At 63.9% G+C, this 25,454-nt stretch carries 18 protein-coding genes; 10 read left to right on the top strand and 8 right to left on the bottom strand.

The window, feature by feature from the left end:
- Window positions 1-79: 79 nt before the first annotated feature.
- The 3 genes from xthA (at window position 80) to AB5Y81_RS11925 (ending at window position 5,539) form a co-directional block, all read left to right on the top strand.
- Entirely contained in the window at window positions 80-886 is an 807-nt protein-coding gene (xthA, locus tag AB5Y81_RS11935; protein ID WP_005302963.1) for an exodeoxyribonuclease III, read from the top strand.
- A gap of 339 nt (window positions 887-1,225) precedes the next feature.
- Window positions 1,226-2,425: an efflux RND transporter periplasmic adaptor subunit gene (locus AB5Y81_RS11930; RefSeq protein WP_017784850.1), complete on the top strand. Its 1,200-nt coding sequence runs from the start codon at window positions 1,226-1,228 to the stop codon at window positions 2,423-2,425.
- A 9-nt stretch (window positions 2,426-2,434) separates the two neighbouring features.
- A complete protein-coding gene (locus AB5Y81_RS11925; RefSeq protein WP_043172023.1) occupies window positions 2,435-5,539 on the top strand; it encodes an efflux RND transporter permease subunit in 3,105 nt (1,034 codons plus the stop codon).
- Window positions 5,540-5,652: 113 nt separating this feature from the next.
- Here the strand turns inward: AB5Y81_RS11925 and AB5Y81_RS11920 are convergent, their stop codons facing one another.
- Window positions 5,653-6,837 carry an OmpP1/FadL family transporter gene (locus AB5Y81_RS11920; protein WP_279484075.1) on the bottom strand — a complete coding sequence of 395 codons (1,185 nt, stop codon included), beginning with the start codon at window positions 6,835-6,837 and terminating at the stop codon, window positions 5,653-5,655.
- Between the two features lie 255 nt (window positions 6,838-7,092).
- On the opposite strand from AB5Y81_RS11920, the gene AB5Y81_RS11915 reads away from it, so the two are divergent.
- The 4 genes from AB5Y81_RS11915 to AB5Y81_RS11900 all read left to right on the top strand — a co-directional run bounded on the left by AB5Y81_RS11915 (window position 7,093) and on the right by AB5Y81_RS11900 (window position 12,965).
- Window positions 7,093-7,530, top strand: coding sequence for a hypothetical protein (locus tag AB5Y81_RS11915; RefSeq protein WP_005302969.1), 438 nt, complete (start codon window positions 7,093-7,095; stop codon window positions 7,528-7,530).
- Window positions 7,531-7,839: 309 nt separating this feature from the next.
- Complete coding sequence (locus AB5Y81_RS11910; protein WP_279484074.1) at window positions 7,840-9,348, top strand: efflux RND transporter periplasmic adaptor subunit; 1,509 nt, start codon at window positions 7,840-7,842, stop codon at window positions 9,346-9,348.
- A gap of 73 nt (window positions 9,349-9,421) precedes the next feature.
- Window positions 9,422-12,571, top strand: coding sequence for an efflux RND transporter permease subunit (locus tag AB5Y81_RS11905; RefSeq protein ID WP_052815048.1), 3,150 nt, complete (start codon window positions 9,422-9,424; stop codon window positions 12,569-12,571).
- Between the two features lie 31 nt (window positions 12,572-12,602).
- Window positions 12,603-12,965 carry a copper-binding protein gene (locus tag AB5Y81_RS11900; RefSeq protein ID WP_279484073.1) on the top strand — a complete coding sequence of 121 codons (363 nt, stop codon included), beginning with the start codon at window positions 12,603-12,605 and terminating at the stop codon, window positions 12,963-12,965.
- A gap of 77 nt (window positions 12,966-13,042) precedes the next feature.
- Here the strand turns inward: AB5Y81_RS11900 and AB5Y81_RS11895 are convergent, their stop codons facing one another.
- Together AB5Y81_RS11895 and AB5Y81_RS11890 are read right to left on the bottom strand one after the other, a co-directional pair.
- The gene (locus tag AB5Y81_RS11895) at window positions 13,043-14,737 is read right to left on the bottom strand and encodes a pyridoxal-dependent decarboxylase (RefSeq protein WP_279484072.1); all 1,695 of its coding nucleotides are present in this window, start codon (window positions 14,735-14,737) and stop codon (window positions 13,043-13,045) included.
- Window positions 14,738-14,925: 188 nt separating this feature from the next.
- Window positions 14,926-15,942 carry a lipoate--protein ligase A gene (locus AB5Y81_RS11890; protein ID WP_279484071.1) on the bottom strand — a complete coding sequence of 339 codons (1,017 nt, stop codon included), beginning with the start codon at window positions 15,940-15,942 and terminating at the stop codon, window positions 14,926-14,928.
- A gap of 437 nt (window positions 15,943-16,379) precedes the next feature.
- Here AB5Y81_RS11890 and AB5Y81_RS11885 point away from each other — a divergent pair, with 437 nt between their 5' ends.
- The gene (locus AB5Y81_RS11885) at window positions 16,380-18,815 is read left to right on the top strand and encodes a diguanylate cyclase (RefSeq protein WP_005302980.1); all 2,436 of its coding nucleotides are present in this window, start codon (window positions 16,380-16,382) and stop codon (window positions 18,813-18,815) included.
- 68 nt (window positions 18,816-18,883) lie between these two features.
- Here AB5Y81_RS11885 and AB5Y81_RS11880 read toward each other — a convergent pair whose 3' ends face one another.
- Genes AB5Y81_RS11880 through AB5Y81_RS11860 form a run of 5 tightly spaced genes read right to left on the bottom strand, consistent with a single transcriptional unit; the run spans window position 18,884 to window position 24,333 of the window.
- Window positions 18,884-22,069 (bottom strand): efflux RND transporter permease subunit, encoded by a 3,186-nt coding sequence (locus AB5Y81_RS11880; RefSeq protein WP_279485509.1) that lies wholly within the window; start codon window positions 22,067-22,069, stop codon window positions 18,884-18,886.
- Window positions 22,062-23,111, bottom strand: coding sequence for an efflux RND transporter periplasmic adaptor subunit (locus AB5Y81_RS11875; RefSeq protein ID WP_279485508.1), 1,050 nt, complete (start codon window positions 23,109-23,111; stop codon window positions 22,062-22,064). The genes AB5Y81_RS11880 and AB5Y81_RS11875 overlap by 8 nt, the downstream gene beginning before the upstream one ends.
- A gap of 35 nt (window positions 23,112-23,146) precedes the next feature.
- A complete protein-coding gene (locus tag AB5Y81_RS11870; RefSeq protein ID WP_201877587.1) occupies window positions 23,147-23,593 on the bottom strand; it encodes a YeeE/YedE family protein in 447 nt (148 codons plus the stop codon).
- Between the two features lie 12 nt (window positions 23,594-23,605).
- Window positions 23,606-24,019, bottom strand: a complete 414-nt coding sequence (locus tag AB5Y81_RS11865; RefSeq protein WP_279485507.1) for a YeeE/YedE thiosulfate transporter family protein — start codon at window positions 24,017-24,019, stop codon at window positions 23,606-23,608.
- Window positions 24,019-24,333 carry a helix-turn-helix transcriptional regulator gene (locus AB5Y81_RS11860; protein WP_010633372.1) on the bottom strand — a complete coding sequence of 105 codons (315 nt, stop codon included), beginning with the start codon at window positions 24,331-24,333 and terminating at the stop codon, window positions 24,019-24,021. The genes AB5Y81_RS11865 and AB5Y81_RS11860 overlap by 1 nt, the downstream gene beginning before the upstream one ends.
- 88 nt (window positions 24,334-24,421) lie before the next feature.
- On the opposite strand from AB5Y81_RS11860, the gene AB5Y81_RS11855 reads away from it, so the two are divergent.
- On the top strand, window positions 24,422-24,607 hold the full coding sequence (locus tag AB5Y81_RS11855) for a DUF2892 domain-containing protein (RefSeq protein WP_005302992.1): 186 nt from the start codon (window positions 24,422-24,424) through the stop codon (window positions 24,605-24,607).
- A 426-nt stretch (window positions 24,608-25,033) separates the two neighbouring features.
- On the top strand, window positions 25,034-25,408 hold the full coding sequence (locus tag AB5Y81_RS11850; protein ID WP_279485506.1) for a hypothetical protein: 375 nt from the start codon (window positions 25,034-25,036) through the stop codon (window positions 25,406-25,408).
- The last annotated feature ends 46 nt before the right edge of the window (window positions 25,409-25,454 follow it).

Raw genomic sequence — 25,454 nt, 5'->3', positions numbered from 1 at the left:
GGCAGCTCGCCTTCACTTGCATCCACCGCCGATTCCTAGTCCAATAGCCACTTATAAAAATGACATGAGCATCCCGGACATGAAGATCATCTCTTTCAATATCAATGGCCTGCGCGCCCGTCTGCACCAGCTGCAAGCCATCATCGACAAGCATCAGCCGGATGTGATCGGCCTGCAGGAGATCAAGGTACACGACGAAGCCTTCCCGCTGGCCGACGTGGAGGCCATGGGCTATCACGTCGAGTTCCACGGCCAGAAGGCCCACTACGGGGTCGCCATCATGAGCAAGCAGAAGCCGGTCAAGGTGGAGAAAGGCTTCCCCACCGACGATGAAGAGGCCCAGCGCCGCATGATCATGGCCACCTTCGAGCGCGAAGACGGCTCCCTCATCAAGGTGATGAACGGCTACTTCCCGCAGGGTGAGAGCCAGGATCACGAGACCAAGTTCCCGGCCAAGCAGAAGTTCTACGAGGATCTGCAGCACTACCTCGAGACCAATCACACCCCGGGCGATCAACTGGTGCTGATCGGGGATATGAATATCTCCCCCACCGATCTCGACATCGGCATCGGCGAGGCGAACCGCAAGCGCTGGCTGCGGGATGGCAAGTGCTCCTTCCTGCCCATCGAGCGCGAGTGGATGGAGCGTCTGAAAGGGTTCGGCCTGACCGACACCTTCCGCGCCGCCAACCCCACCGAGTGCGAGCGTTTCTCCTGGTTCGACTACCGCTCCAAGGGCTTTGACGAGAACCGCGGCCTGCGCATCGACCTCATCATGGCCTCCGACGCCCTCAAGGACAAGGTGACAGAGACCGGCATCGACTACGAGCTGCGCGGCATCGAGAAGCCCTCCGACCACGCCCCCATCTGGGCCTGCTTCGCCTGACAATGACAACTTAGGGGGCATTTGACGCCCCCTCTGTGACCAAGCCCCCACTTCCCCCGTTTTTTCCTTCTTATAATTTCTCCCTGAGCCCTCGCATCCGGGCAACACCACGCCGAAAGAGGCCTGCGGGCTGACACCGACTGTCGCTGGCCCCTCGCCCCCATGCCGCCAGATGCAAACAACTTTCACTGCCGAGCAGCTTGGGTTCAATATTCGTGCTTTATCATTAAAAAACTGTCAGTAATCCAATAAGTTAAATTTGTAACCATGCAGTTAACCATGTTCATGAAGAGAAAGGGTGGGCGCGGCAATCGTGCACCATCCCACAGGAGTGTGATGATGAAGGTGCAATCCGTCAGGGAAGAGATGTTCAAGCGCGGCTGTATCGCCCTGGCACTGGCCAGCGCACTGACCGCCTGTGGTGATGAACCCGCCGCCGGTGCCCAGGCACTGCCAGCGGTGCCCGTGGTGGTGGCCGAGGTCAAACTGACCGACGTGCCACTGACCACCGAGATGGTGGGCGAGACCGCCGGCTTTCGCGAAATTGACGTGCGCTCCCGGGTGAGCGGCATCCTGCTCAAACGCACCTACATCGAAGGGCAGCCGGTCACCGCCGGTCAGGCGCTGTTCCTGATCGACCCCGAGCCCTACAAGGTAGCGCTGGAGCAGGCCAAGGGCACCCTGGCCCAGGAGCAGGCGCGCCTCAACAAGGCCCGTGCCGACCGCGATCGCATCATCCCGCTGTTCAAGCGTCAGGTGGTGAGCCGCAAGGACTATGACGACACCATCGCCAACTACGAAGCCGCCGTCGCCAGCCACCAGGCCGCCCAGGCCAAGGTGAAAGAGGCCGAGCTCAACCTCAGCTACACCCAGGTCACCGCCCCCATCAGCGGCATGGCGAGCAAGAGCTCCCAGTCCGAGGGGAGCCTCATCTCCACCAGCGGCGAGAACGGCCTGCTCACCACCATCACCCAGTTCGACCCGCTCTACGTCAACTTCTCCTACTCGGAGCAGGATCGCCTCAACTTCGATAATGCGGTGAAGCAAGGGTTGATTGAAGCCAAGGACGCCACCAACTGGCGTACCCACATCCGGCTGGCGGATGGCTCCGTCTATCCCCAGGCGGGCAAGCTCAACTTCTCCGACAGCCGGGTCGACCCGGCCACCGGCACCATTCGCGCCCGCGCCATCTTCGACAACAAGAACGGGGTTCTGCTGCCCGGCCAGTTCGTGCGCATGACCATCGATCTGGGCACCCGCAAGAACGCCATCGTGGTGCCGCCCCGCGCCATCGTCCAGTCCCAGGCCGACCGCATGGTGATGGTGGTGGATGCCGACAACAAGGTGGTGCCCCGTCCGGTCAAGCTGGGGTCGGTGGTCGACAGCGGCGTATTGATCGACAAAGGCCTGCAGGCCGGCGATCGCTACATCGTCGAGGGGCTGATGAAGGCTCGTCCCGGCGCAGTGGTCAAACCGGTTTCCGCCGAGGAGATGAAGGCGATCAACGCCAAGATCACCCAGGGTGCCGCTGGCAAATAAGGAGCCCCCATGTTTTCCAAGTTCTTTATCGAACGCCCCATCTTCGCCAGCGTGATTTCGATCATCATAGTGCTGGGCGGGATGGCGGCAATGCGCGCGCTCCCGGTGGAGCAGTATCCCCAGATCACCCCCGCCGTGGTCTCGGTGACCGCCTTCTACCCGGGAGCCACCCCGGAGGTGATCTCCCAGACCGTGGCCGCCCCCATTGAACAGCAGGTCAACGGGGTCGAGAACATGATCTACATGCAATCCGGCTCCGCCTCCAACGGCCAGATGAACCTCAACGTCTACTTCGACATCGGGGTCGATCCCGATCAGGCGACCATCGACGTCAACAACCGGGTCTCGGCCGCCATGGCCCAGCTGCCGGAAGAGGTGAAGAAGCAGGGGGTGACGGTGCGCAAGAAGTCCACCTCCATCCTGCAGGTGATCACCCTGCAGTCCCCCAGCGGCTCGTTTGATACCACCTATCTGTCAAACTACGCCCTGCTCAACATCATCGACGAGCTCAAGCGTATTCCCGGCGTGGGGGACACCTCCCTGTTCGGCGGTACCGACTACGCCATGCGGATCTGGCTGCGCCCGGACCGGCTGGCCCAGCTGCAGCTCACCCCGAGCGACGTGATCGGCGCCATCCGCGAGCAGAACACCCAGTTCGCGGCGGGCAAGATCGGCTCCCAGCCCACCAGTACCCCCACCGACTTCACCTACACGGTGCAGACCAAGGGGCGCCTCGATGACGTGAAGGAGTTCCAGAACATCATCATCCGCGCCATGCCGGACGGCTCCAAGATCCGGGTCAAAGACGTGGCCCGGGTCGAGCTCGGCGGCAAGGACTACGACGTGCTGGCCCGTGCCAACGGCAAGCCGGCCATCGGTATCGCCACCTACCTGCAACCGGGTGCCAACGCGGTGGCGGTGGCCGATCAGGTGCGCGAGACCATGGATCGCCTGCAGGGCCGTTTCCCGCAGGACGTGGAGTACCAGATCCCCTACGACACCACAGAGTTCGTGAAGATCTCCATCGAGGAGGTGGTCAAGACCCTGCTCGAGGCGATCGTGCTGGTGTTCGTGGTGGTCTACCTCTTCCTGCAGAACTTCCGAGCCACCCTGATCCCCTGTATCGCGGTGCCGGTGTCACTCATCGGTACCTTCGCCGGCATGCTGATGCTGGGCTTCTCCATCAACCTGCTGACCCTGTTCGGCATGGTGCTCGCCATCGGTATCGTGGTGGATGACGCCATCGTGGTGCTGGAGAACGTCGAGCGGATCATGAGCGAGAAGAAGTGCTCCGCCAAGGAGGCTGCCATCCTCGCCATGCAGGAGGTCTCCGGCCCCGTGGTCGCCATCGTGCTGGTGCTCTGCGCCGTGTTCCTGCCGGTCGCCTTCATGGGCGGCATGACCGGGGTGATGTACAAGCAGTTCGCCATCACCATCGCCGTGTCGGTGGCCATCTCCGGCCTGGTGGCACTCACCCTGTCGCCGGCCCTGTGCGCCATCCTGCTCAAAGAGGGCCACCATCAGCCGGCCCGCTTCTTCGTCTGGTTCAACAATGCCTTTGATCAGCTGACCCGCCGCTATGTGCGCGGGGTGGCCTTCCTCAACCGCCGGGTCGGCGTGGCCTTTGGCATCATCGCCATCATCCTCGCCAGCAGCTATGTGCTGTTCCACAAGGTGCCGGGCGCCCTGGTGCCGGACGAGGATCAGGGCTATCTCATCGGCTCCGTGATGCTGCCCGATGCCGCCGCCCTGACCCGTACCCAGGCGGTCGCCAATGACTTTGACAAGATGGCCATGGCCAACCCCAGCGTGAAGGACGTGGTCACCTTCTCGGGCTTTGACATCCTGTCCGGCTCCATCATCAGCAACCGCGGCCTCACCTTCATCACCCTGAAAGACTGGAAAGAGCGTCAGGGCGAGGGTCAGGACTCCTTCTCCCTGGCCAAGACCTTCCAGGGGATGAGCCTGATGGGGCTGGCCGATGGCTTCACCGCCACCTTCAACCCGCCTCCCATCCAGGGCATGTCCACCACCGGCGGCCTCGAAGGCTATCTGCAGAACCGCGGCACCGGCGACGTGCACGCCTTCGCGGGCGAGGTGCAACGCCTGATCGATGCCGCCAAGCAGCGTCCTGAGTTCGCCAGCGTGAGCACCACCTTCCGCGCCAACGTGCCCCAGGTCTACCTGGATCTCGACCGCGAGAAGGCCAAGGCGCTGGGGCTGCCCATCAACGCCGTGTTCGACACCATGCAGGCCACCTTCGGCCAGGTCTACGTCAACGACTTCAACCAGTTTGGTCGTACCTACCGGGTCCAGTTGCAGTCCGAGGCGGACTACCGTGCCAAGAAGGATGACATCCGCAACGTCTATGTCCGCTCCAACAGCGGCGAGATGATCCCCCTCACCAGCCTGGTGACGGTGCGCGATGCCACCGGCCCCGAACTGGTGGAGCGTTTCAACATCTTCCCGGCCGCCAAGATCATGGCCCAGCCGGCGCCAGGGGTGAGCTCGGGTCAGGCCATTGCCGCCCTGGAGGAGATCGCCGCCCAGACCCTTGGCAACGACGCCAAGCTGGAGTGGACCGGCGCCGCCTACCAGGAGAAAGCGGCTGCCGGCAGCGCCGCCACGGCGTTTGGCTTTGGCATCGTGATGATCTTCCTCATCCTGGCCGCCCAGTATGAGCGCTGGAGCCTGCCGTTTGCGGTGATCACCGCCGTGCCGTTCGCCCTGTTCGGCGCCCTGCTCGCCACCTGGGCCGTGGGGCTCACCAACAACGTCTACTTCCAGATAGGTCTGGTGACGCTCGTCGGGCTGGCGGCCAAGAACGCCATCCTGATCGTGGAGTTCGCGGTGATGAAGCATGAAGAAGGGATGAGCCTCATCGAGTCGGCCTTGGAGGCGGCGCGCCTGCGTTTTCGCCCCATCGTGATGACCTCGCTGGCGTTTATCCTCGGCTGTGTGCCCCTGGTCACCTCCAGCGGCGCCGGTGCGGCGAGCCGCCACGCCCTCGGCTGGCCGGTCATCGGCGGCATGCTGGCGGCGACCTTCATCGCCATCTTCTTCATCCCGCTCTTCTTCCGCCTCATCATGCGGCGCTCGGAAAAACGGGCCTGACCACTCAAGTCACGCTCACCCGGCCCCTCCCTCAAGGAGGGGCTTTTTTTATCGTCATCGTTCGCCGGCAAGAGAACACACAGCCGGCCACCTCCCAACGGACCAGTCAGGCCTCAGAACTGGTGCTGCACCCCTATGCTCAAGAAGTTCAGGTAGCTGTTGTGGTAGGTACCTGACAGCTGGGGGCGACCTACCCCCTGTTGATCCACCGCCATGTCGCCCAGCCAGGCCAGGGTATAGCTGGCTTCCAGCCTGGTGGCTGGTGTCAGCTGATAGCTGGCCCCCAGACCCCAGCGCCAGCTCTCGCCCAGCGGGAGGGTAACAGTGCGGTGCACGTCGTCCACGGCGCTGCTGTCATAGCTGATGCCGCTGCTCAGGCGCAGGGCCGGCGTCACATCGAACTGGGTGCCCAGGCTCAGGTGCCAGGTGTCCTGGTATTGCATGTCAAGGGTTCTGCTCTGCTGTCCCGACGCGAGATCCACCTCGCCAAAGCGGGACCACTGCTGCCAGTTGGCACTGGCCAGCAGGGCCCACTGCGGGTTGAGCTGGTGATAGCCACTCAGGGTCAGGGTCTGCGGGATCATCATCTCCACCCCCAGCCCGGCTCCATTCAGCCGGCTCAACGGCTGATCGTCCAGCTCCCACTTCAATTCGGAGACGTAGCTCAACCCGATGCGGGAGTCCTGATCCAGCTCGTAGAGCACCCCGAAGGAGGCACCGTACGCCCAGTCGCTGTCGGAAAATGCCTGACTGGTTGAACCGTTCGGCGTCATGTCCAGTGAGGCCTCCAGCGCCCCATGCATGGCGATCAGGCTGGCCCCCACCGACCAGTGGTCATCGACGCGATACGCCAGGCTGGGAGCAAAGGCGATCCCGGTCAGCTTGGCGGACTGCACATAGCCACGCCCCTGCCACCCCTCGCCATAATCGATCCCCAGACCGTGGCTGCCGAAGAGTCCGAGGCCGGCGACCCACTGCTCATCGATGGCGTGGGTCAGATAGAGGCTGCCAAGCGGGGCGCTCTGCAGGGCATTGCCGCCGTTGTTGCCCCCCTGCTTCAGATCCAACTCGAGGTCGCCGTATACAGCGCCGCCATTGACCTGCAACTGGGTGCCTGCCAGCCTGGTCATACCGGCCGGATTGCTGGCGATGGTCTCCGCCCCCTGGGCGCGGGCGGCCGCCCCTGCGTTGGCAAGGGCACTGTTGGCCGCGCTGGTTTCATACAAGGCAAGGCCGCCGGCCATGGCAGAGGGACTCAGCAAGGCTGCAAGCATCAGCGCCAGCCATCGTTGCTGCATATCGTTACTCCCGAACAATGAACTGGATGGAGACTCGCCAGAGAGACAGCTCAACCCCCCGGTTTGATGCCCTGGCAACTTCTGACCGGTACGCATCCTAACGAGCAAAGGAGCTGGCTTCATTAGGGTTGGCTATACGCCATCGTTAAGTGGCGTTTACGATTCATCAGGCCCCTCTCTGATACGGCCGGGGCCATTGACCTTCTCCTCAAGGCAAGGTTTACAGTGTCCCCAGTCATTGTCAGGATTTTCCCCATGCTCTCATCGAGATTGCCCACAGAACGCATTGCCCGGCTGCTGCTGGGGCTGATGCTCGTCTGCAATCTCACCCTCTGCATCGGCTGGCACGGGCTGGATGCCCTCAACGCCGCCATGGCGCAAGAGAATCAGGCCATGAGCAGCAGCGCCATGCAGGGACTCTCCTGCCACGGGGCATCCCAGGATGCCGGGGCACCAGATGCCGCCAGCCAGGAGTGCCAGATGCACGGCGGACTCACCTCGAGCAGCAGCCCTGGCTTGCCGCTGCTGGCCGCCCTGCTGACCCTGCTCGCCCTGCCGTTGTTGCTGCTGCCCCTCGGGACGGCTGGCAGCGTGCTGGACAACTGGCTGCGGGATCCCTTCCTGCGATCCCGCGGTACCCACCCTCCCTCCTGGCCGCGCCGACACCTGATGCTGTCGGTGCTGCGCCACTAGAACGCTCTTCTCCCGCGGCCGCGACAAGCCTCGACTTGTCCGTTTTCGGCCGCCTTGCCTGACCCTGTGCCCTGGCCGATTCGGCACACGCACAGGGAGCCGTGCGCACGCTGACCATTCAGCCGCGCCCAGTTTGCCGCCCGGACTCTGGTGATGCCTTGCCTGCACACCCCCTCCGGCGCTCTGACAGAAGAGAAGAAGTATCATGTCATATGCCCCGATCCCCGGCCCCGTGGCCGAACACGGCCGCCCCGCGCCTCTTGCCCACTGCGCCGACCTGCCCCACCCGTCCCGGACAGGAGGTGTGCGATGAGCCGGACCCTGCTGCTATCCACTCTGCTGCTCGCCCTCGGGGCTGGCGGCGGCTACTGGGCCGCCACCAAGATGGGCGGCGCTACTACCGCCAGGGAGAAGGCCCCCCTCTACTGGGTCAATCCCATGGATCCCCGCGACAAGCGCGATGCCCCCGCCAAGGACAACATGGGGATGGACTTCATCCCCGTCTATGAAGAGAAACAGGGCGGCTCGCCGGGCACCGTTACCATCAGCCCCGAGATCCAGCAGAACCTGGGGGTGCGGCTCGCCAAGGTGGAAAAACTGCCCGTCCACCAGCAGATCGAGACGGTGGGCTACGTGGGCTATGACGAGGAGCGCCTCGAAGCCATCAACTCCCGGATGGCGGGCTGGATCCGCAACCTCGCCATCAAGAACGAGGGGCAGCAGGTGGCCAGGGGCAGCTTCATCTACGATCTCTACGCCCCGGATCTGGTGAACGCCCAGCACGAGTACCTGCTGGCGCTCAATACCACCAACCCGCTGCTGCTGCGCGCCGCCGAAGGCAAGCTCAAGTCCCTGCAGGTACCGGCGGATCAGATAGCGGCCCTCAAGCGCACCCGCAAGGTGCAGGAGACGGTGCGCATCTATGCCCCGAGCAGCGGCTATGTGTCAGAGCTCAAGGTGCGTGAAGGCCAGTATGTGGAGCCCGCCGCCCCCCTCTTCAACATCAGTACCCTCAAGCAGGTGTGGGTGAGCGCCGAGGTGTTCGAGCGCCAGGCCGCCCAGATCAAGGTCGGCGATCCGGTCACCATGACCCTGGACTATGCCCCGGGCCGCCGCTGGCAGGGTCGGGTGGATTACCTCTACCCGACGCTCGATGCGAGCACCCGCACCCTGCGGGTCCGCCTGCGCTTCGACAACCCGGACGAGTTCCTGAAACCCAACATGTTCGCCAAGGTGAGCATCGGCACCGGCAAGGGGGAACCCCGCCTGGTGGTGCCGAGCGAAGCGGTGATCCGCACCGGCAGCCAGGACAGGCTGGTGCTGGCGCTGGGGGATGGCAACTTCAAGTCGGTGGCCGTCACCCTGGGCCCCCAGTTTGGTGACAAGGTCGCCATCCAGGAGGGGGTCGAAGCCGGTGACAGCATCGTCAGCTCGGCCCAGTTCCTGCTCGACTCCGAGTCGGCCATCGATTCGGACTTCCAGCGCATGACGGCGGTGCGTCCCATGCAGGTGTGGACCCAGGGTCAGGTGCAGAACATCGATCTCGCCGGGCGTACCCTCGGCATCTCTCACCAGCCCATTCCCGAGTGGCAGTGGCCCGCCATGGAGATGGACTTCACCGTGGCCGACGGCGTGGACATCAGCCAGCTGAAACCGGATCAGACCCTGCATCTGCAGGTGGAGCAGGAGGGGGACGAGTACCGCATCATCCAGATCCATGTGGAAGACAAACCGGCAGCAGACGAGCCGATGAAAGAGGCCAAGGGCGAGATGCCAGGCATGGATCACAGCCAGCACCAGATGGGGGATAAATCATGATCCCGGCCATGCTTCGCTGCATTGAGCACAAACCCAATCGGCTGCCAGCCCACCGAATGAGAGGAGCCCAGTCATGATCCCTGCCATCATTCGCTGGTCCGTCGGCAACCGCTTCCTGGTGCTGCTGCTGACCGTCATGCTCACCGCCTGGGGCCTCTGGTCGGTCAAGCAGACCCCGGTGGACGCCCTGCCGGATCTCTCCGACGTGCAGGTGATCATCAAGACCTCCTACCCGGGCCAGGCGCCCCAGGTGGTGGAGGATCAGGTGACCTACCCCCTCACCACCGCCATGCTGGCGGTGCCGGGGGCCACCACGGTGCGCGGCTACTCCTTCTTCGGCGACTCCTTCGTCTACGTGCTGTTTGACGACGACACCGACCTCTACTGGGCGCGCGCCCGGGTGCTGGAGTACCTGAGCCAGGTGGCCCCCAATCTGCCCGCCGGGGCCCAGCCCCAGCTCGGGCCGGACGCCACCGGGGTGGGCTGGGTCTACCAGTACGCCCTGGTGGACAAGAGCGGCAAGCACGATCTCAGCGAGCTCACGTCACTGCAGAACTGGTTTCTGAAATACGAGCTGCAGACGGTGAACGGCGTCTCCGAAGTCGCCACTGTGGGCGGCATGGTGCGCCAGTACCAGGTGCGGGTCGATCCGGACAAGCTGCGGGCCTACGGCATTCCGCTCTCCCTCATCGAGACCGCCATCAAGCAGGGCAACCAGGAGACCGGCGCCTCCGTCATCGAGATGGCGGAAGCGGAGTACATGGTACGTTCGAATGGCTATTTGAAGAGCGTCGAGGATCTGAAGCAGATCCCGCTCGGCACCAATGTGCGGGGCGCCCCCCTGCTGCTGGGTGACGTGGCGGATGTAGTCACCGGCCCCCAGAGCCGGCGCGGTATCGCCGAGCTCAACGGCGAAGGGGAAGTGGTGGGCGGCATCATCGTCATGCGTTTTGGCGAGAATGCCCAGCACACCATCGACGGGGTCAAGGCACGGCTGGCCGAGCTCAAATCCAGCCTGCCCGACGGGGTGGAGATCGTCACCGTGTACGATCGATCCGACCTTATCCAGCGCGCCATCGACAACCTCTCCGCCAAGCTGGTGGAAGAGTTCGCCGTGGTGGTGCTGGTGTGTCTCGCCTTCCTGTTCCACCTGCGCTCGTCCCTGGTGGTGGTCATCACCCTCCCTATCGCGATTTTGACCGCCTTTATCGTGATGCACCTGCAGGGGATCAACGCCAACATCATGTCGCTGGGGGGCATCGCCATCGCCATCGGCGCCATGGTGGACGGCGCCATCGTGATGATAGAGAACGTCCACAAGCACATGGAGCGGGAGGCGCTTACCGACAAGAACCGCTGGCGGATCATCACGGAGGCAAGCATCGAGGTGGGGCCGGCGATTTTCTTCTCCCTGCTCATCATCACCATGAGCTTCCTGCCGGTGTTTGCCCTGGAGGCGCAGGAGGGGCGCATGTTCCACCCGCTGGCCTACACCAAGACCTACGCCATGGCCGCCGCCGCCGCGCTCGCCATCACGCTGGTGCCGGTCATCATGGGCTATTTCATCCGCGGCAAGGTATTGCCCGAGCAGGCCAACCCCCTCAACCGTGGCTTGAGCCAGGCCTATGTGCCCCTGCTCAATGCCGTGCTGGCCCGTCCCAAGACCACCCTCGCCGCCGCCCTGGTGGTCACTGTCGCGGGTTTCTGGCCGCTCCAGCACCTGGGCTCCGAGTTCATACCGCCGCTCGATGAGGGGGACATCATGTACATGCCCACCACGGCGACCAACATCTCGGTGGGCAAGGCGCGGGAGATTTTGCAGCAGACCGACAAACTCATCCGCACCGTGCCCGAGGTACAGAACGTGTTCGGCAAGGCGGGGCGCGCCGACTCGGCCACCGACCCGGCGGATCTGGTGATGATGGAGACCAGCATCCAGCTCAAGCCCCGCGATCAGTGGCGTCCCGGCATGACCCCGGAGAAGCTGAAAGAAGAGCTCGACTCCCTCATCCGCTTCCCCGGCCTCACCAACGCCTGGGTGCCCCCCATCAAGACCCGTATCGACATGCTGGCCACCGGCATCAAGACCCCGGTGGGGATCAAGATCGCCGGCCCCGACCTCAAGGTGGTCCAGCAGATTGGCCAGCAGCTCGAGCAGATAGTCGGCAAGGTGGAAGGCGCCGCCTCCGTCTACGCCGAGCGGGTGGCGGGCGGTCGCTACGTCAAGGTGGATATCGATCGGCTCAAGGCGGCCCGCTACGGCCTCAATATCGCCGACGTGCAGGCGGTGCTCGCCACCGCGGTAGGCGGCATGGACGTGGGGCAGACCATTGAGGGGCGCGAACGTTACCCCATCAACCTGCGCTATCCCCAGAGCTATCGCGACTCCGTGGCCAGCCTCGAACTGCTGCCCCTGGTCACCCCCAAGGGTGAGCGGATCGCCCTGGCGGACGTGGCCCGGGTCTACATCAGCGACGAGGCACCCATGCTGCGCAGCGAAAACGCACGCCTCAACGGCTGGGTCTACGTGGACATCCGTGGCCGCGACATCGGCTCCTTTGTGGCAGAGGCCAAGGCCGAGGTGGACAAGCAGCTGGTGCTGCCACCGGGTTACGCCCTCACCTGGTCAGGTCAGTACGAATACATGGAGCGGGCCATGGAGCGCCTCACCTACGTGGTGCCCCTGACCCTCGCCATTATCGTGCTGCTGCTCTATCTCGCGTTTCACCGCTTCCAGGAGGTGCTGCTCATCCTCACCACCCTGCCGCTGGCGGTGGTCGGGGGGATCTGGGCCGTCTGGCTGCTCGACTTCAACCTCTCGGTGGGCGTCGGCGTCGGCTTCATCGCCCTGGCCGGGGTGGCCGTGGAGACGGGGGTGCTGATGCTGGTCTACCTCAATCACGCCTGGGACGATCTGGTGGCCAGCGGCAAACCGGACAAGGCCGGCCTGCACCAGGCGGTCATTCACGGCGCCGCCCTGCGCCTGCGCCCCAAGATGATGACGGTGGTCACCATCATCGCCGGCCTTCTGCCGATCATGTGGAGCCATGGCACCGGCTCAGAGGTGATGCAGCGCATCGCCGCCCCCATGATCGGCGGCATGGTGACGGCGCTGGTGCTGACCCTGCTGGTGCTGCCCGCCGCCTACTACCTGTGGCGCAGCCGCACCCTGAAAACCCTTGAACACACGACGTCGCAGACGGATACCCCGACTGCGCCCTGATCAACCGGACAACACAAACAAGGAAACCATCATGAACTACAAGACGCTGACGCTGACCCTGCTATTGGGCCTCGCCACCCACACCGGCCTGCAGGCCGAGGAGATGATGAACCACGAAGGGCACGACATGAGCCAGATGGGGGAGATGGGCCAGATGGAGGGCATGGAGGAGAAGGTGATGACCAAGGGGGTCATCAGCCGTATCGACGTGCAAAACGGCAAGGTAGGCATCAAGCACGAGGCCATCGAGAACCTCAAGATGCCCCCCATGACCATGGTCTTCCAGGTGGCCGACCCCACCCTGCTGGAAGGGTTCAAGGTCGGGGACGCGGTGAGCTTCCACGCCGAAAGTCCGGCTGGAAAGCTCACGGTGAAGGAGCTGAAGAAGCAGTAACCACTCACAAGGGCAGTAAAAAAACGGCGGGTTGAACCCGCCGTTTTGCTGTCTGCTTGTCAGCGCCGGGCCGATCCTCAGCCGCGAATGTGGTCGATAAAGGCGTCGATCTGCTCGCGGCTGCAAGCCGGGTTCATGAAGACCGCCTTCTCCCCGGCGATGTAGGAGTAACGGCCCCGCGCGTCGTAATCGGAGCGGGCCACCGCCTCCACCCAGTTGGTGTAGAGCCCCACCTTGCCGCGCCCGGTGAAGAGGCTGCGGTGGTATTCGGTGTTGCGCGCCAGCCGCGCCTTGTAGGCGGGGTCGGGGCTGCGGGCCAGCTCGAAGGCGAACTCGGCCTCCGGATCCTGCACCCACTCGGGGTTGTAGATCTTGAAGCCCACGCTCGGCCCCTGGTTCTCCTGGGCCACCAGCTTGACGTTGCCGAGCTGGCTCAGACGGAAGCGGAAGTAGTTGGCGTTTTGCAGGCAGTGGGCCAGCACGGTGCGATACCCCTCGACCCCCAGGTAGTTGAGGGCCGCGTAGGCGCCGAACAGGCCACTCGCCCCGCGGGAGCACTCTATGGTGGACTGCAGGTGGGTGTGGCCCTGGATGTCGCGCTCGAAGTAGGAGAAGTTCTCCGGATCGTTCTCCATCGCCTTGAGGTCGTTCTGCTCCTTGATCATCACCAGGCTGGAGGTGTAGGGCACATAGCCCCACTTCTGGAAGTCGACGGTGAACGAATCGGCGTATTTGAGCTCGGCAAAGCGCGCCACGTTGCGCTCGATGCCGGCCAGGGTCGCGGCGTTGATGGCCAGCGGGTTGGCGGCAAAGTCGTAACCCAGGAAGAAGATCATCGACCAGCCGATGGCGGCGTCCACGTGGATGTGGGGCTTGACCGCCACCTCGAAGCGCTCGCACAGGCGATCCCGCAGGTCCACCACGGGTTTGACCTGATCCACCCCGAAGGTGTCGGTGGTACCCATGGTGAGCATGATGGTGGGCACCACGTGCTTCAAGGCAAAACAGGCGGTCAGGGTGCGCTCGAGATCCGCGAGATCGATGTCGTTGTTCTCCCCGACCTGGATGCGGATGGTCTTGTTCTCGATGTCCACCCCGAGCAGGGAGAGGTTGGTGATGTTGGAGTAGTGGCCGCCCTGGGAGTTGATGATGCGGTAGTCCTGATAGTGGCCGAGCCCCTTGTGCTTGGCTTCCGGCAGGCTCTTGCGAATGCCGAGCAGGTAGCCGTAGAGGTTACAGAAGGTCCCCCCCTGGGTGAAGATGCCGGTGGCACGGGCCGGATCGTAACCCGCCAGCAGGGCAATCTGGCGCACCACCTTCCTCTCCAGCTCCTCGGCCACCCCGGCGTATTCGGAGTAGACCAGGTTGGGGTTGGCCAGAATGCCCATCTGGGCGCCGTAGATGGCGGGATCCGCCGACATGGTGATGACGTTCTCGACGCTGGAGGGGTTCTCCCAGTCCTTGGAGAGGGCGCCGGCAAACAGCAGTTCAGCCATGGGCTCCCCCGGGGTGCGCATGGCCGCCGGCACCGGCATGGTCTCGCACAGATCGGCGAGGCGGGCGCGGCCGTCCGGCCAGGCATTCAGGCGCGCATCCGGGGCCAGCCCCCGGGCGCGAAACTCGTTGAGGGTGGCAAAACCGGGCTCGCGAAACACCGGCCAGAGATCCGGGTTACGGGAGAAAAAGTGGGCCTTGACGGTGGCGAAGCGGGCGGCGAATTCGGGGGAGATGGCGTTGACGCCGTCGTCTTTCAGATAGACCAAGTCACTCATTTTTATACCATTAGTACAGCAAATGTGCTGCCCTTATACGCCCGGGTCGCCGTTTGAAACAGCGACAATATCTAATGGCCTCCCCTACTTTTTGTCATGCATGAGGGCGGACAACGGCTGGCAAAAAGGCGCCTTTCGGGCGCCTCTTTTGATTTTGTGATCCACCCGCCCCAGCGGCGAGAAAAGCGTCAGCGCAGCGATGCCAGCAACCAGCGCGAGAATGCCTCCAGCTCGCTCTGCAGGGCTGGGAACTCGCCGCGCCACTGGCGCAATAGCTCGTCGATGGCCTCCACCTGATAAGCCACCCCGGGCAAGCGCGCGGCCAGCGTATCCAGCGGGGCCGGCTCCAGGCTGTCGCTGAAGATCTGCGCTCGCCCTATCACCCCCTTTTCCACATCGAAGTGCAGCTCCACCCCGCCCCAGCCGAAACGCTCGTCCAGCTGATGGGTAAACGCCGGGGCGTGGCCGAAGTTCCACTCCCAGCTGCGCTGGCGGGCGAAGGTCTCGGCAAAGCCGGGCAAGTCTGGCAGCCGCTCGGGGGAGATGTGCTCTGGCTGTACCCGCTCACCGTAATGGCTGAAGAAGGCCTCCTGCAGCGCCTCGCTCACCCCTTGATGCTCGATGCCTGGCAGCAGCTCGCCGAGGTTAGCCACCCGGCTGCGCACCGAACTGATCCCCTTGGCCGCCAGCTTCTTGGGGTCGGGATTGAGGTAGTGGGCGAGCCGGCCAAGATCGGCATCCAGCAGCAGGGTGCCGTGGTGAAAGCCGCGATCATGGGTCTCCCGATAGGCCGAGCCCGACACCTTGCGCTCCCCGTCCGGGGTCGCCACCAGCAGATCGTTGCGACCGGAGGCGAAAGCCTCGACCCCGAGCCGCTTGAGCGCGTCCAGCACGATGGCGGTGGAAATGCTCTTGTCATACTCCGGCTTGCCCGCCATGAAGGTGAAGCAGCTGTTGCCAAGGTCGTGAAACACGGCGCCACCACCGCTGCTGCGGCGAGCCAGGGTCACCCCGTCCTCTTCCATGCGGCGGGTATTGCACTCCTTCCAGGGGTTCTGGGCCCGGCCGATCACCACGGTATTGGCGTTGCGCCACAGAAACAGCACCCGCTGATGCGGGTTCATCTGGCGAAAAATGCACTCTTCCACCGCCAGATTGAACAAAGGATCGTGGGAGTCGGACAACAACAGACGCAATCGGGACATGAGAAGGCCTCATCGGGATGGGAGAACCGCTATCATACCACCCGGGCAGCAAGGATCCGCTTCCCCCCTCCCGCCAATAATTGACTCATAACGCAATAATCGCAGTTTCGACACATTTCGACAGCAAGTTGAAAGTATCCCGTGATACGGCGACACAGACTGACGCATTGCGCTAAAAAGAGCCCAAACACTCGCGCTTATTGAGGTAATCGACAATCAAATACGACTAAAATGCGACCATTTTTATAGGTCATATGGCTCCGTAATTCTTCGCTTAATTGCCAAAAATAACGAGCAGGAAGGCCAAATGTGATGAATGACACAGAAATCATTTTTTCTGTTACGCATCCCCTGTTATAGCGCCCTTTCGCCCCCTTGCGGGCAACAAGGAATTGTTTGACTCTAGGACGGACCATCGTCTCCCGAGAGGAATGAGTATGAGCGTCGTAAATTCCTCCCTTCATCGCCTGCTCTGGTACCTGCCAATGCTTGGTTCGGCGATGTTTTGCGCCTTTTTTTCACCGCCGTCGAAGGCGGTGATTGACAAGGTGACAGTGCAGTTGCCCTGGCAACACCAGTTCCAGTTTGCCGGCTATTACGCGGCCCAGGCCAAGGGTTTCTATCGAGCCGCCGGTCTGGATGTCACGCTGCGACCCGCCATGACCGGCACCGATGTGGTCAACGAGGTGATGTCGGGCAATGCCCAGTTCGGGATCAGCGGCAGCGATCTGCTGCTGGCCCGCGCCAGCGGCCAGCCCATCGTGGTGCTGGCCTCCATGTTGCAGCACTCGCCACTGGTGCTGCTCACCCTGGAGCGACCCGACATTCGCCAGCCGGCGGATCTGGCGGGCAAGCGGCTGATGCTGGAGCCCGGCTCCCAAGAGCTGCAGATCTACCTCAACCGCCACACGCCGCCGGAGAGCTGGATAAAGCAGCCCTACCGGCAGGGCTTGAAGGCATTGCTGGCGGGCAAGACGGATGCCATCAGCGCCTACAGCACCACCGAGCCCTTCTATCTGGCCAAGATGGGCATCCCCTACCGGGTGTTCTCCCCCCGCAGCATCGACTTCGACTTCTATGGTGACAACCTGTTCACCTCGGAGCGCGAGCTGAACAGCAGGCCGGAGCGGGTCTATGCCTTCCAGCAGGCGACCCTCAAGGGGTGGCGCTACGCCATGGACAACCCGGCCGAGATGATCGACTGGATCGTGACCAACTACCCGAGCGGCGCCGGCCGTGATCTGCTGCAGTTCGAGGCCGACACCACCCGGGAGCTGATGCAGCCCGATCTGGTCGAGCCCGGTTACATGCAGCCGGAGCGCTGGCAGCAGATCGCCAGGAACTACCTCGATGCCGGTCTGCTGTCGGCCCTGCCCGACCTGGAGCACTTCCTCTACAACCCGGATCGGGAGCGGATCCGCCAGCAGCGCCAGCTGCTCGACAAGAGCGTGGCGGTGGCCATGCTGATCACCCTCTCCCTGCTGACCCTGCTCGGCATCTTCTGCTACCTCTATCTGCGCCTGCGCCAGGAGGCGCGCGGCCGACAGCGACTGACCCGCGAGCTGGCCCAGAGCGAGCAGCACTACCGTTTCGTGGCGGAGAACAGTGCCGACGTCATCTGGACCATGGACACCACCACCCTACGCTTTCGCTATGTCAGCCCCGCCATCCAGCCGCTCAGCGGTTACGACCCCACCGATGTGCTCACCCTCCCCCTCAGGCAGCTTATTCCGGAGACATCCAGAAAGCAGCTGCGCGCCGAGCTGAGCGGCTCCCTCGCCGCCTGGCAACGCGGCGATCACGAGCAGACCCGCTGCGTCATTCGTACCCAGCTGCGTCACAAGGAGGGACATCTGGTGGCCACCGAGACCATCACCACCCTGCACGGCAACGAGCAGGGCCAGCCCGATGCGATCCTCGGGGTCACCCGCGACATCACCGAGCGGGCCGCCAGGGAGGAGATGATGCGCCGGCTCGCCTTCTACGACCCGCTCACCAACCTGCCCAACCGCCGCCTGCTGCAGCAGCGGCTGAAGGAGGTCATGGAGGGCAAGGTGGCCCAGCTCGCCCTGCTGTTCATCGATCTCGACCACTTCAAGCCGATCAACGACACCTTCGGCCACGAGACAGGTGACGTGCTGCTCAACATGGTGGCCGAGCGGATGCGCCACTGCGTGCGGGAGCGGGATCTGGTGGCCCGCCTGGGTGGGGACGAGTTCGTGATCCTGCTGCCCGATACCGGTGACGAGGCGCTGACGGTGGCCGATCACCTGCACCAGCGCCTGCGCCACCCGTTTCGCATCGACGAGGAGCAGGAGCTGCGCATCTCCAGCAGCATAGGGGTGGCCCTCTACCCGGAGCACGGCACCGACCCCAAGACCCTGATGCACCACGCCGATCAGGCCATGTATCAGGCCAAGGGACGAGGGCGCGGCCGGGTCTGTCTCTATACCGCCGGGCTGGATCCGGAACAGGGCTCGCTGGTGTGGCAGAGCAGCCACGAGTGTGGCCACCCGCGCATCGATGCCGAGCATCGCCAGCTGTTCGTGCTGACCAACCGGCTGCTGGAGCACATGAAGGATCACCAGGAGCACCCCGCCCTGTTCCTGGAGTGCATGGAGAATCTGTTCGACGTGGCACGCCACCACTTCACCTTCGAAGAGCAGGTGCTGGCCGAGCTGGGTTACCCCGAGTTCACCAGCCACCAGCAAGACCACCAGCTGCTGCTGCAAAAGGCTGACCAGCTGATGACCGCCGCCAGGGCGGGTACCCTTGGCAACGACGAGTTGCTCAACTTCATCATTCAGGAGCTGGTGGTCGGCCACATGAGCCAGGCCGACCGGCGCTACTTCCCGCTGATGAAGGGGCGCTGAGCCCCGCCAGCCGGCATTCTCCTCCCTGAACGTGTGAAACGAGAAGGGCCACCCGGGTGGCCCTTCTGTCATTGTGCGCCCGGCACATCTGCCGTGCCCCCCTCCGCCCGGCGCGACATCAGGCTGTAGTAGAGCAGCGGGATCACCACCAGGGTGAGCAGGGTGGAGACCAGAATGCCGAAGATGAGGCTGATGGCCAGCCCGTTGAAGATGGGGTCATCGAGGATGAACAGGGCACCGATCATGGCCGCCAGCGCCGTCAGCAGGATGGGTTTGGCCCGCACCTGGGCGGCGCCGATCACCGCCTGCTCGAACGCCATGCCGGCGCTGCGTTGCTGCTCGATGAAATCCACCAGCAAGATGCTGTTGCGCACTATGATCCCGGCCAGGGCTATCATGCCGATCATCGAGGTGGCGGTGAACTGGGCCCCCAGCAGGGCGTGGCCCGGCATCACTCCGATCAGGGTGAGCGGGATGGGCGCCATGATGATGAGCGGCACCAGATAGGAGCGGAACTGGGCCACCACCAGCAGGTAGATAAGGATCATCCCCACTCCGTAGGCAATGCCCATGTCGCGGAAGGTCTCGTAGGTGATCTTCCACTCCCCGTCCCACAACAGCGCCACCTCCCCCAATTTATCCGGCTGCTGCACGTAATACTGGTGCAGCGAGATGTCGGCTCCGGCGGCAAACATGCCGTAGAGGGGGCTGTCGGCATGGCCCCCCATGTCGGCCACCACCATCACCATGGGCCGCATGTTCTTGTGCATGATGTAGCTGGGCGCCACCTCGTCACGGCGGCTCACCAGCTCGGAGACCCGGATGAGCTGCCCGCTCTGGCTGCGCACCTTGAGCGCCAGGATGCCGGCCAGATCCCGCTTGTCGCCGGGGGCGAGCTCGACACGGATCGGTACCGGGTACTTGGCGCCCTGACCATGCAGCCAGCTGGCATCCTGATAGCCGATGCCGCCGTTGAGGGTCGCCACCAGATCGCCGAGATCAACCCCAAAGCGAGCCGCCTTGCTGCGATCCACCACCAGCCGCCACTTGGGCTGGGGGTCGGTCAGATAGATGTCCACATCCACCAGATCCGCCGTCGCCACGAAGCGGGCCTCTACGGCGCGGGCCGCCGCTTCACGGGTAGCAGGCGTGGGGCCATACACTTCGGCGACGATGGGTGACCAGACCGGCGGGCCCGGGGGCACTTCTACCACCTTGAGATTGCCTCCTACCGCGCTGGCGATGGCCTGCAGCGGCGCCCGCACCGACCGGGCAATCTGGTGGCTGCTGCGATGGCGATCGTGCTTGTCTACCAGATTGACCTGGATATCCCCCACGTTGGCGCCGCTGCGGATAAAGTAGTGGCGCACCAGGCCATTGAAATTGATGGGGGCGGCGCTGCCGGCGTAAATCTGGTAATCCCGCACCTCGGGCACCCTGGCAAGCTCCCGCCCCACCGCCAGCAGGGTGCGCTCGGTCTGCTCCAGGGTCACCCCCTCCGGCATGTCGAGCACCAGCTGGAATTCCGACTTGTTGTCGAAGGGGAGCATCTTGAGCACTACCCACTGCACCATGGGCATGGCGGCGGCCCCCGCCACCAGCAACAGGATGGCCAGCCAGAGCTTGCGTCTCGCGCTCCTGGCGCCAGCGCCAATCAGAAAGGGGGTCATCAGTCGGTGAAAGAGGCCGGCCCTGGCCTCGCCGTGGGCGACATGCCCCTCGCTCTTGAGCAGATGGCCCGCCAGCCAGGGGGAGAAGATAAAGGCCACCAGCAGCGAGATAAGCATCCCCATGCTGGCATTGATGGGGATGGGGCTCATGTAGGGGCCCATCAGGCCGCTGACAAACGCCATCGGCAACAGGGCCGCGATCACGGTCAGGGTGGCGAGTATGGTGGGGCCACCCACCTCGTCCACCGCGCCCGGAATGAGATCCTTGAGGGAACCCTTGCCCAGGCCGCGATGGCGGTGGATGTTCTCTACCACGACTATGGCGTCATCCACCAGGATGCCGATGGAGAAGATAAGGGCAAAGAGGGACACCCGGTTGAGGGTAAAGCCCCACGCCCAGCTGGCAAAGAGGGTCAGTGCCAGGGTGATGACGATGGCGATGCCCACCACCAGCGCCTCGCGCCACCCCATGCTCACCAGCACCAGCAGCACCACCGCCGTGGTGGCGAAGATGAGCTTGCCGATGAGGGTGTTGGATTTGGTTTCGGCGGTGACGCCATAGTCCCGGGTCACCGTCACCTCGACCCCGGCCGGGATGAGCCGATTCTTGAGGCTCTCGACCCGGGCTTCCACCCGCTTGGCCACCTCTACCGCGTTCTGCCCGGGCTGTTTGCCTATGGCCAGGGTCACTGCCGGATAGCTCTGCTCCCCCTGCCCCATCCAGCTGCGCTGCACCGGAGTCTCCTCCCCAAGGGACACCTGGGCCACCTCACCGAGGTAGACCGGTTTGCCATCGTGCAACCCCACCACCAGCTCGCGGGCCTCCTGCTCGCTTTGCAGGAACTGGCCCACCTGCACCTTGATCTCCCGGTTGTCCTGCACCACGGCCTGCTCGCTGCCCGCCTGGTTGGCGGCGGCGAAACGTTGGTTCAGCTCGCCCCAGCTGATGCCGTGGGCGCTGAGGGCCGCCGGATCCAGCATCACCCTCAGCACGGCGCGCTGGCCGCCCAGGCTGTAGATGTCGCGGGTGCCGGGCAATCGCTTGAGCTCGGTCTCCAGCTCGTGGGCGACCCGGGTCAGCTCGGCGGCCCCCAGCTGCTTGCTCCAGAGCGTCAGGCTGACGATGGGCACATCGTCGATCCCCCTGGGTTTGACCAGCGGCTGACCGACGCCAAGCCCCTGGGGCAGCCAGTCCCGGTTCGAGTCGAGCTGGTTGTTGAGATCGACGATGGCCTGCTCGCGGCTCACCCCGACCTTGAACACCACCACCAGCAGGGCGCCATCGGGGCGAGAGAAGGAGTAGAGGGTATCAATACCCTTTATCTGGGAGACCACCTGCTCGGCAGGGGTGGTGACGAGGGATTCGACCTCGGCCGGGCTGGCCCCCGGGAAAGGGATATAGACGTCGGCGAAGGTGACATCGATCTGCGGCTCCTCCTCCTTGGGGGTCACCAGCACCGCAAAGAGGCCGAGCAAGAGCCCCACCAGCGCCAGCAACGGGGTGATGGCCGAGCCCTGAAACAGGGCCGCCAACCGGCCGGCTGGCCCCAGTTTGTTCTTGCTGTCGTGAGCGTCGTTACTCATGAGCCACCGCCTGCTGGCGCGCCCAGCCATCCGGTGCCACCCGATCGCCGCTCTGGACGCCCGCCAGGATCTCGCACTGCCCTGCCTGGCAATGGCCGACCCGCACCGGCGTCAGCACCCAGCGCTCTCCTTCCTTCAGGTAGAGACCGCTGAACTCACCCTGCCTGAGCAGGGCCTGCTCCGGCACCTGCAGCAGCTGACGTTCGCCCTGCTTGAGCTGCACCTTGAGCCACATGCCGGGCAGCACCCCTGCCGTGCTCGGCGGCAGATCGAGGCGCAGCCGAAAGGCGTGGCTCTGGCTGTCGGCATAGTTGAAGCGGGTCAGTTTGAGGGGGGTAACGGCCTTGCCATCCGGCAGTAGCACCTGCGCATCCGACGGCTGGCCGGCGAGGGCCAGCGCGGACTGGGGCAGCTCCACCTCTACCCGCAGGGCATCGAGGGAAAAGCCCGAGAGCAGCGGGGTACCGGGGGCCACCGTCTCCCCCAGCTCCACCAGTCGCTTGGTGACCACCCCGGCGTAGGGGGCGAGGATGCGGGTATAGCCGTAGGCCTCCCGAGCCTGGGTGAGGGCGGCCTCGGCGGCGTTCACCTCGGCGCGGGCAGATCTGTCGCTCGACAGGGCGCTGTCGAGCTGGGCGCGGGTGATCACCCCCTTGGCTATCAGCGCCTGGAAGCGGGCGAGCTGGCGCTCGGCTTCCACCTGCTGGGCCTGAGCCCGGGCCAGTCGCGCCTCGGCGCCGGTCACGGCGGCAAACTGCTCCTTGCCGCTGATCTCCAGCAGGGGTTGCCCGGCCACCACCTCATCGTTCACATCCACCAGCATGCGGGAGACCCGACCGCCAGTCTGGGCCGCCACCGTCCCCTGATGGATGGCACTGACGGTGCCATCCAGGGTGAGCCAGTCAGTCACCTGACGGGGAGCCAGAATCAGGGCCGCCTCGCCATTCGTCTCGGCAGACCATGCCGTCGACAGCGTCATGGGAGAGACAAGCGCAGAGGTCACGGCCAGCAGAATGGCCCCCGGCAAGCGGATCGGTTCCATGATAGTCCTCCTTCCCCGGCAGCGGGGCAATCCATTCAGGCGGAGCGGGCGTGGCAGCGCTTCTCCCGCACCTTCACCAGGACCCGATCAACCAGCAAGATCCCGGCCACCATGGCGGCTACGAACAACAATATCATGGGCTGGCCGCTGGAAATGAGACTCAAGGCAGGCCCCGGGCAGATACCGACCAATCCCCAACCTATGCCGAACAGGGCAGATCCCCCGATGAGGCGGCGATCCAGCTTGGGGGCTGGCACCACAGCCATGGGCTCTCCCAGCAGGCTCAGGCACCGCGGCTTCACCAGCAAGAAATAACCCGGCATGAAGACCAGCAGGGCGCCCCCCATCACGAACCCCAGGCTGGGATCCCAGGCGCCGGCCAGATCGAGAAAACCGGTGACCCGGGCGGGGTCTATCATGCCTGAGATGGCCAGACCCAGACCAAACAGCAAACCGGCGAGCAGACTTGTCAACAAGGTCATCGCAATAGCCTCCTAGAAGAGATGATGAGTCAGAAACACGGTCAGCACACCGGTTGCCATGAAGGTGAGGGTCGCCACTATGGAGCGCACGGAGAGCCGCCCCATGCCACAGATGCCGTGGCCGCTGGTACAGCCATTGCCAAAACGCGTGCCGATGCCCACCAGCAGACCGGCCAGCAGCACCAGCGGCCAGGCGGGCAGCGCGGTGAATGCAGGCATGCTGGCCCAACCCAGCGTCAGTGCCAACCAGGCTCCCGCTCCCAACCCCAGCAGGAAGAGCCGTCGCCACGGCGCCCTGTGTTGCAGCGCACCGGCCAGAATGCCGCTGATCCCGGCCACCCGGCCGTTGCACAGCATCAGGATCAGGGCCGCGAGCCCCACCAGCATGCCGCCCCCCAGGGAGAGCAGCCATTGGCTTTCCATCATCAAGATTCCTTATTTTCTGAGTGACAAAAATGGGTTTGCAACGCCGCCAGCACATCGGCGGCCGCCTCGCTCACCAGCGAGTAGTAGATCTGCTGGGAGACCTTGCGCGAGCGGACAAGACCCTGGCGCTTCAATACCGACAGTTGCTGGGAGAAGGCCGACTGGCCGAGCTGGCTGCGGGCCAGCAGCTCCCCGACTCCCTTCTCCCCCTCCACCAGCTGACAGAGCACCATCAGGCGTTCGGGATGAGCCAGCGCCTTGAGCAGGGAGGCGGCGGCCGTCGCGTGTCTGTTCATCTCGTCGAATTGGCTCATGGGAGTAAATTAGCAATTGCTGATATTTGGTTCTATTGTATAAAGTGACGCTAAATTAGCAATATCTAAATTAAATAAGGAGAAGGTCATGACAGTAGAAAACGGAGTAAGAGTGGTCGCGGGCTGCATGCTGTTGCTGTCGCTGCTGCTCACCGCCTGGGTGCACCCGGGCTTTGTCTGGCTGAGCGTCTTTGTCGGGGTCAACCTGATCCAGAGCGCCTTCACCGGCTTCTGCCCGGCCGCAATGATCCTCAAACGGCTGGGGCTGAAATAGCGGCGCGCCAAGGTAGAGAAAAACCTGCCATCTGGGGCGAAATAAGGAGGGCGGGGCATCTCGCCGCCCTCTTATGGCCATGGAGGTAGCCAGCCGGCCCCGACTATTGACGAACTTGTATCTAAATGTTGCTAAATGGGCGATGAGGCTTTACCCCACCGCTCTGGATGAGTACCATCAGGCCGTCCATCAACAGCGGAGACCATCAGTGGGCAACTCATCAAGTGACAGTTGTAGACCGACCCTCGTCGTCGGTACCCGGGTCGCGAGCTAGCCGCAGGTCATCCTCTGCCGCATGCTCGCAGCCCTGCGAGAAGCGGAAATCCACTCCCCTCTTCTCTTTTTACACTTGACGTCTGGTGACCATTGGCCAAAAGCCATGGCCGCCATGCCTGCATAGTTTCTGCTTCCCACAAGGAGGCTACTATGCGTTTTATTTCAACCCTGTCCGTATCCAACCGGACTCACCCCCTGCTGAGCAGACTGGGGCGCGGCCTGTTGCCGCTCTGGCTGCGTGGCAAGGAGCGCCAGCACCACTACCGGCTGCAGATCCGTTGCGAGGATCGGGCCGACATGGAGCAGGTGCTGGATCTGGTGAACCACACCCTGCAACCGGCGGGCCTGCACCCCTTGCAGTCCCTGCGACCCGGTCGCAGCGGCGGGCGGGAGCTGGTGCTCAATCTGCACTGCACCCCGCCCCAGCGGCGCTATCTGGTGCAGTTCGTGCACCTGGTGGGGGTACATCACCCGGTTCGCTGGGAGCTGCATCCGCGCCGCGACCCCGAACCGGCGCTCAATTGAGCAAGCCATAACCGGGACCAGCCACGCTGGCCCCTTTCAATCCGTT

This window comes from Aeromonas sp. s2 (genome assembly GCF_040907935.1).
In the GTDB taxonomy this organism is placed as follows: domain Bacteria; phylum Pseudomonadota; class Gammaproteobacteria; order Enterobacterales; family Aeromonadaceae; genus Aeromonas; species Aeromonas dhakensis.
The sequence above is the reverse complement of the archived record's forward strand: the minus strand, read 5'-3'. Positions and strand labels throughout refer to the sequence as shown.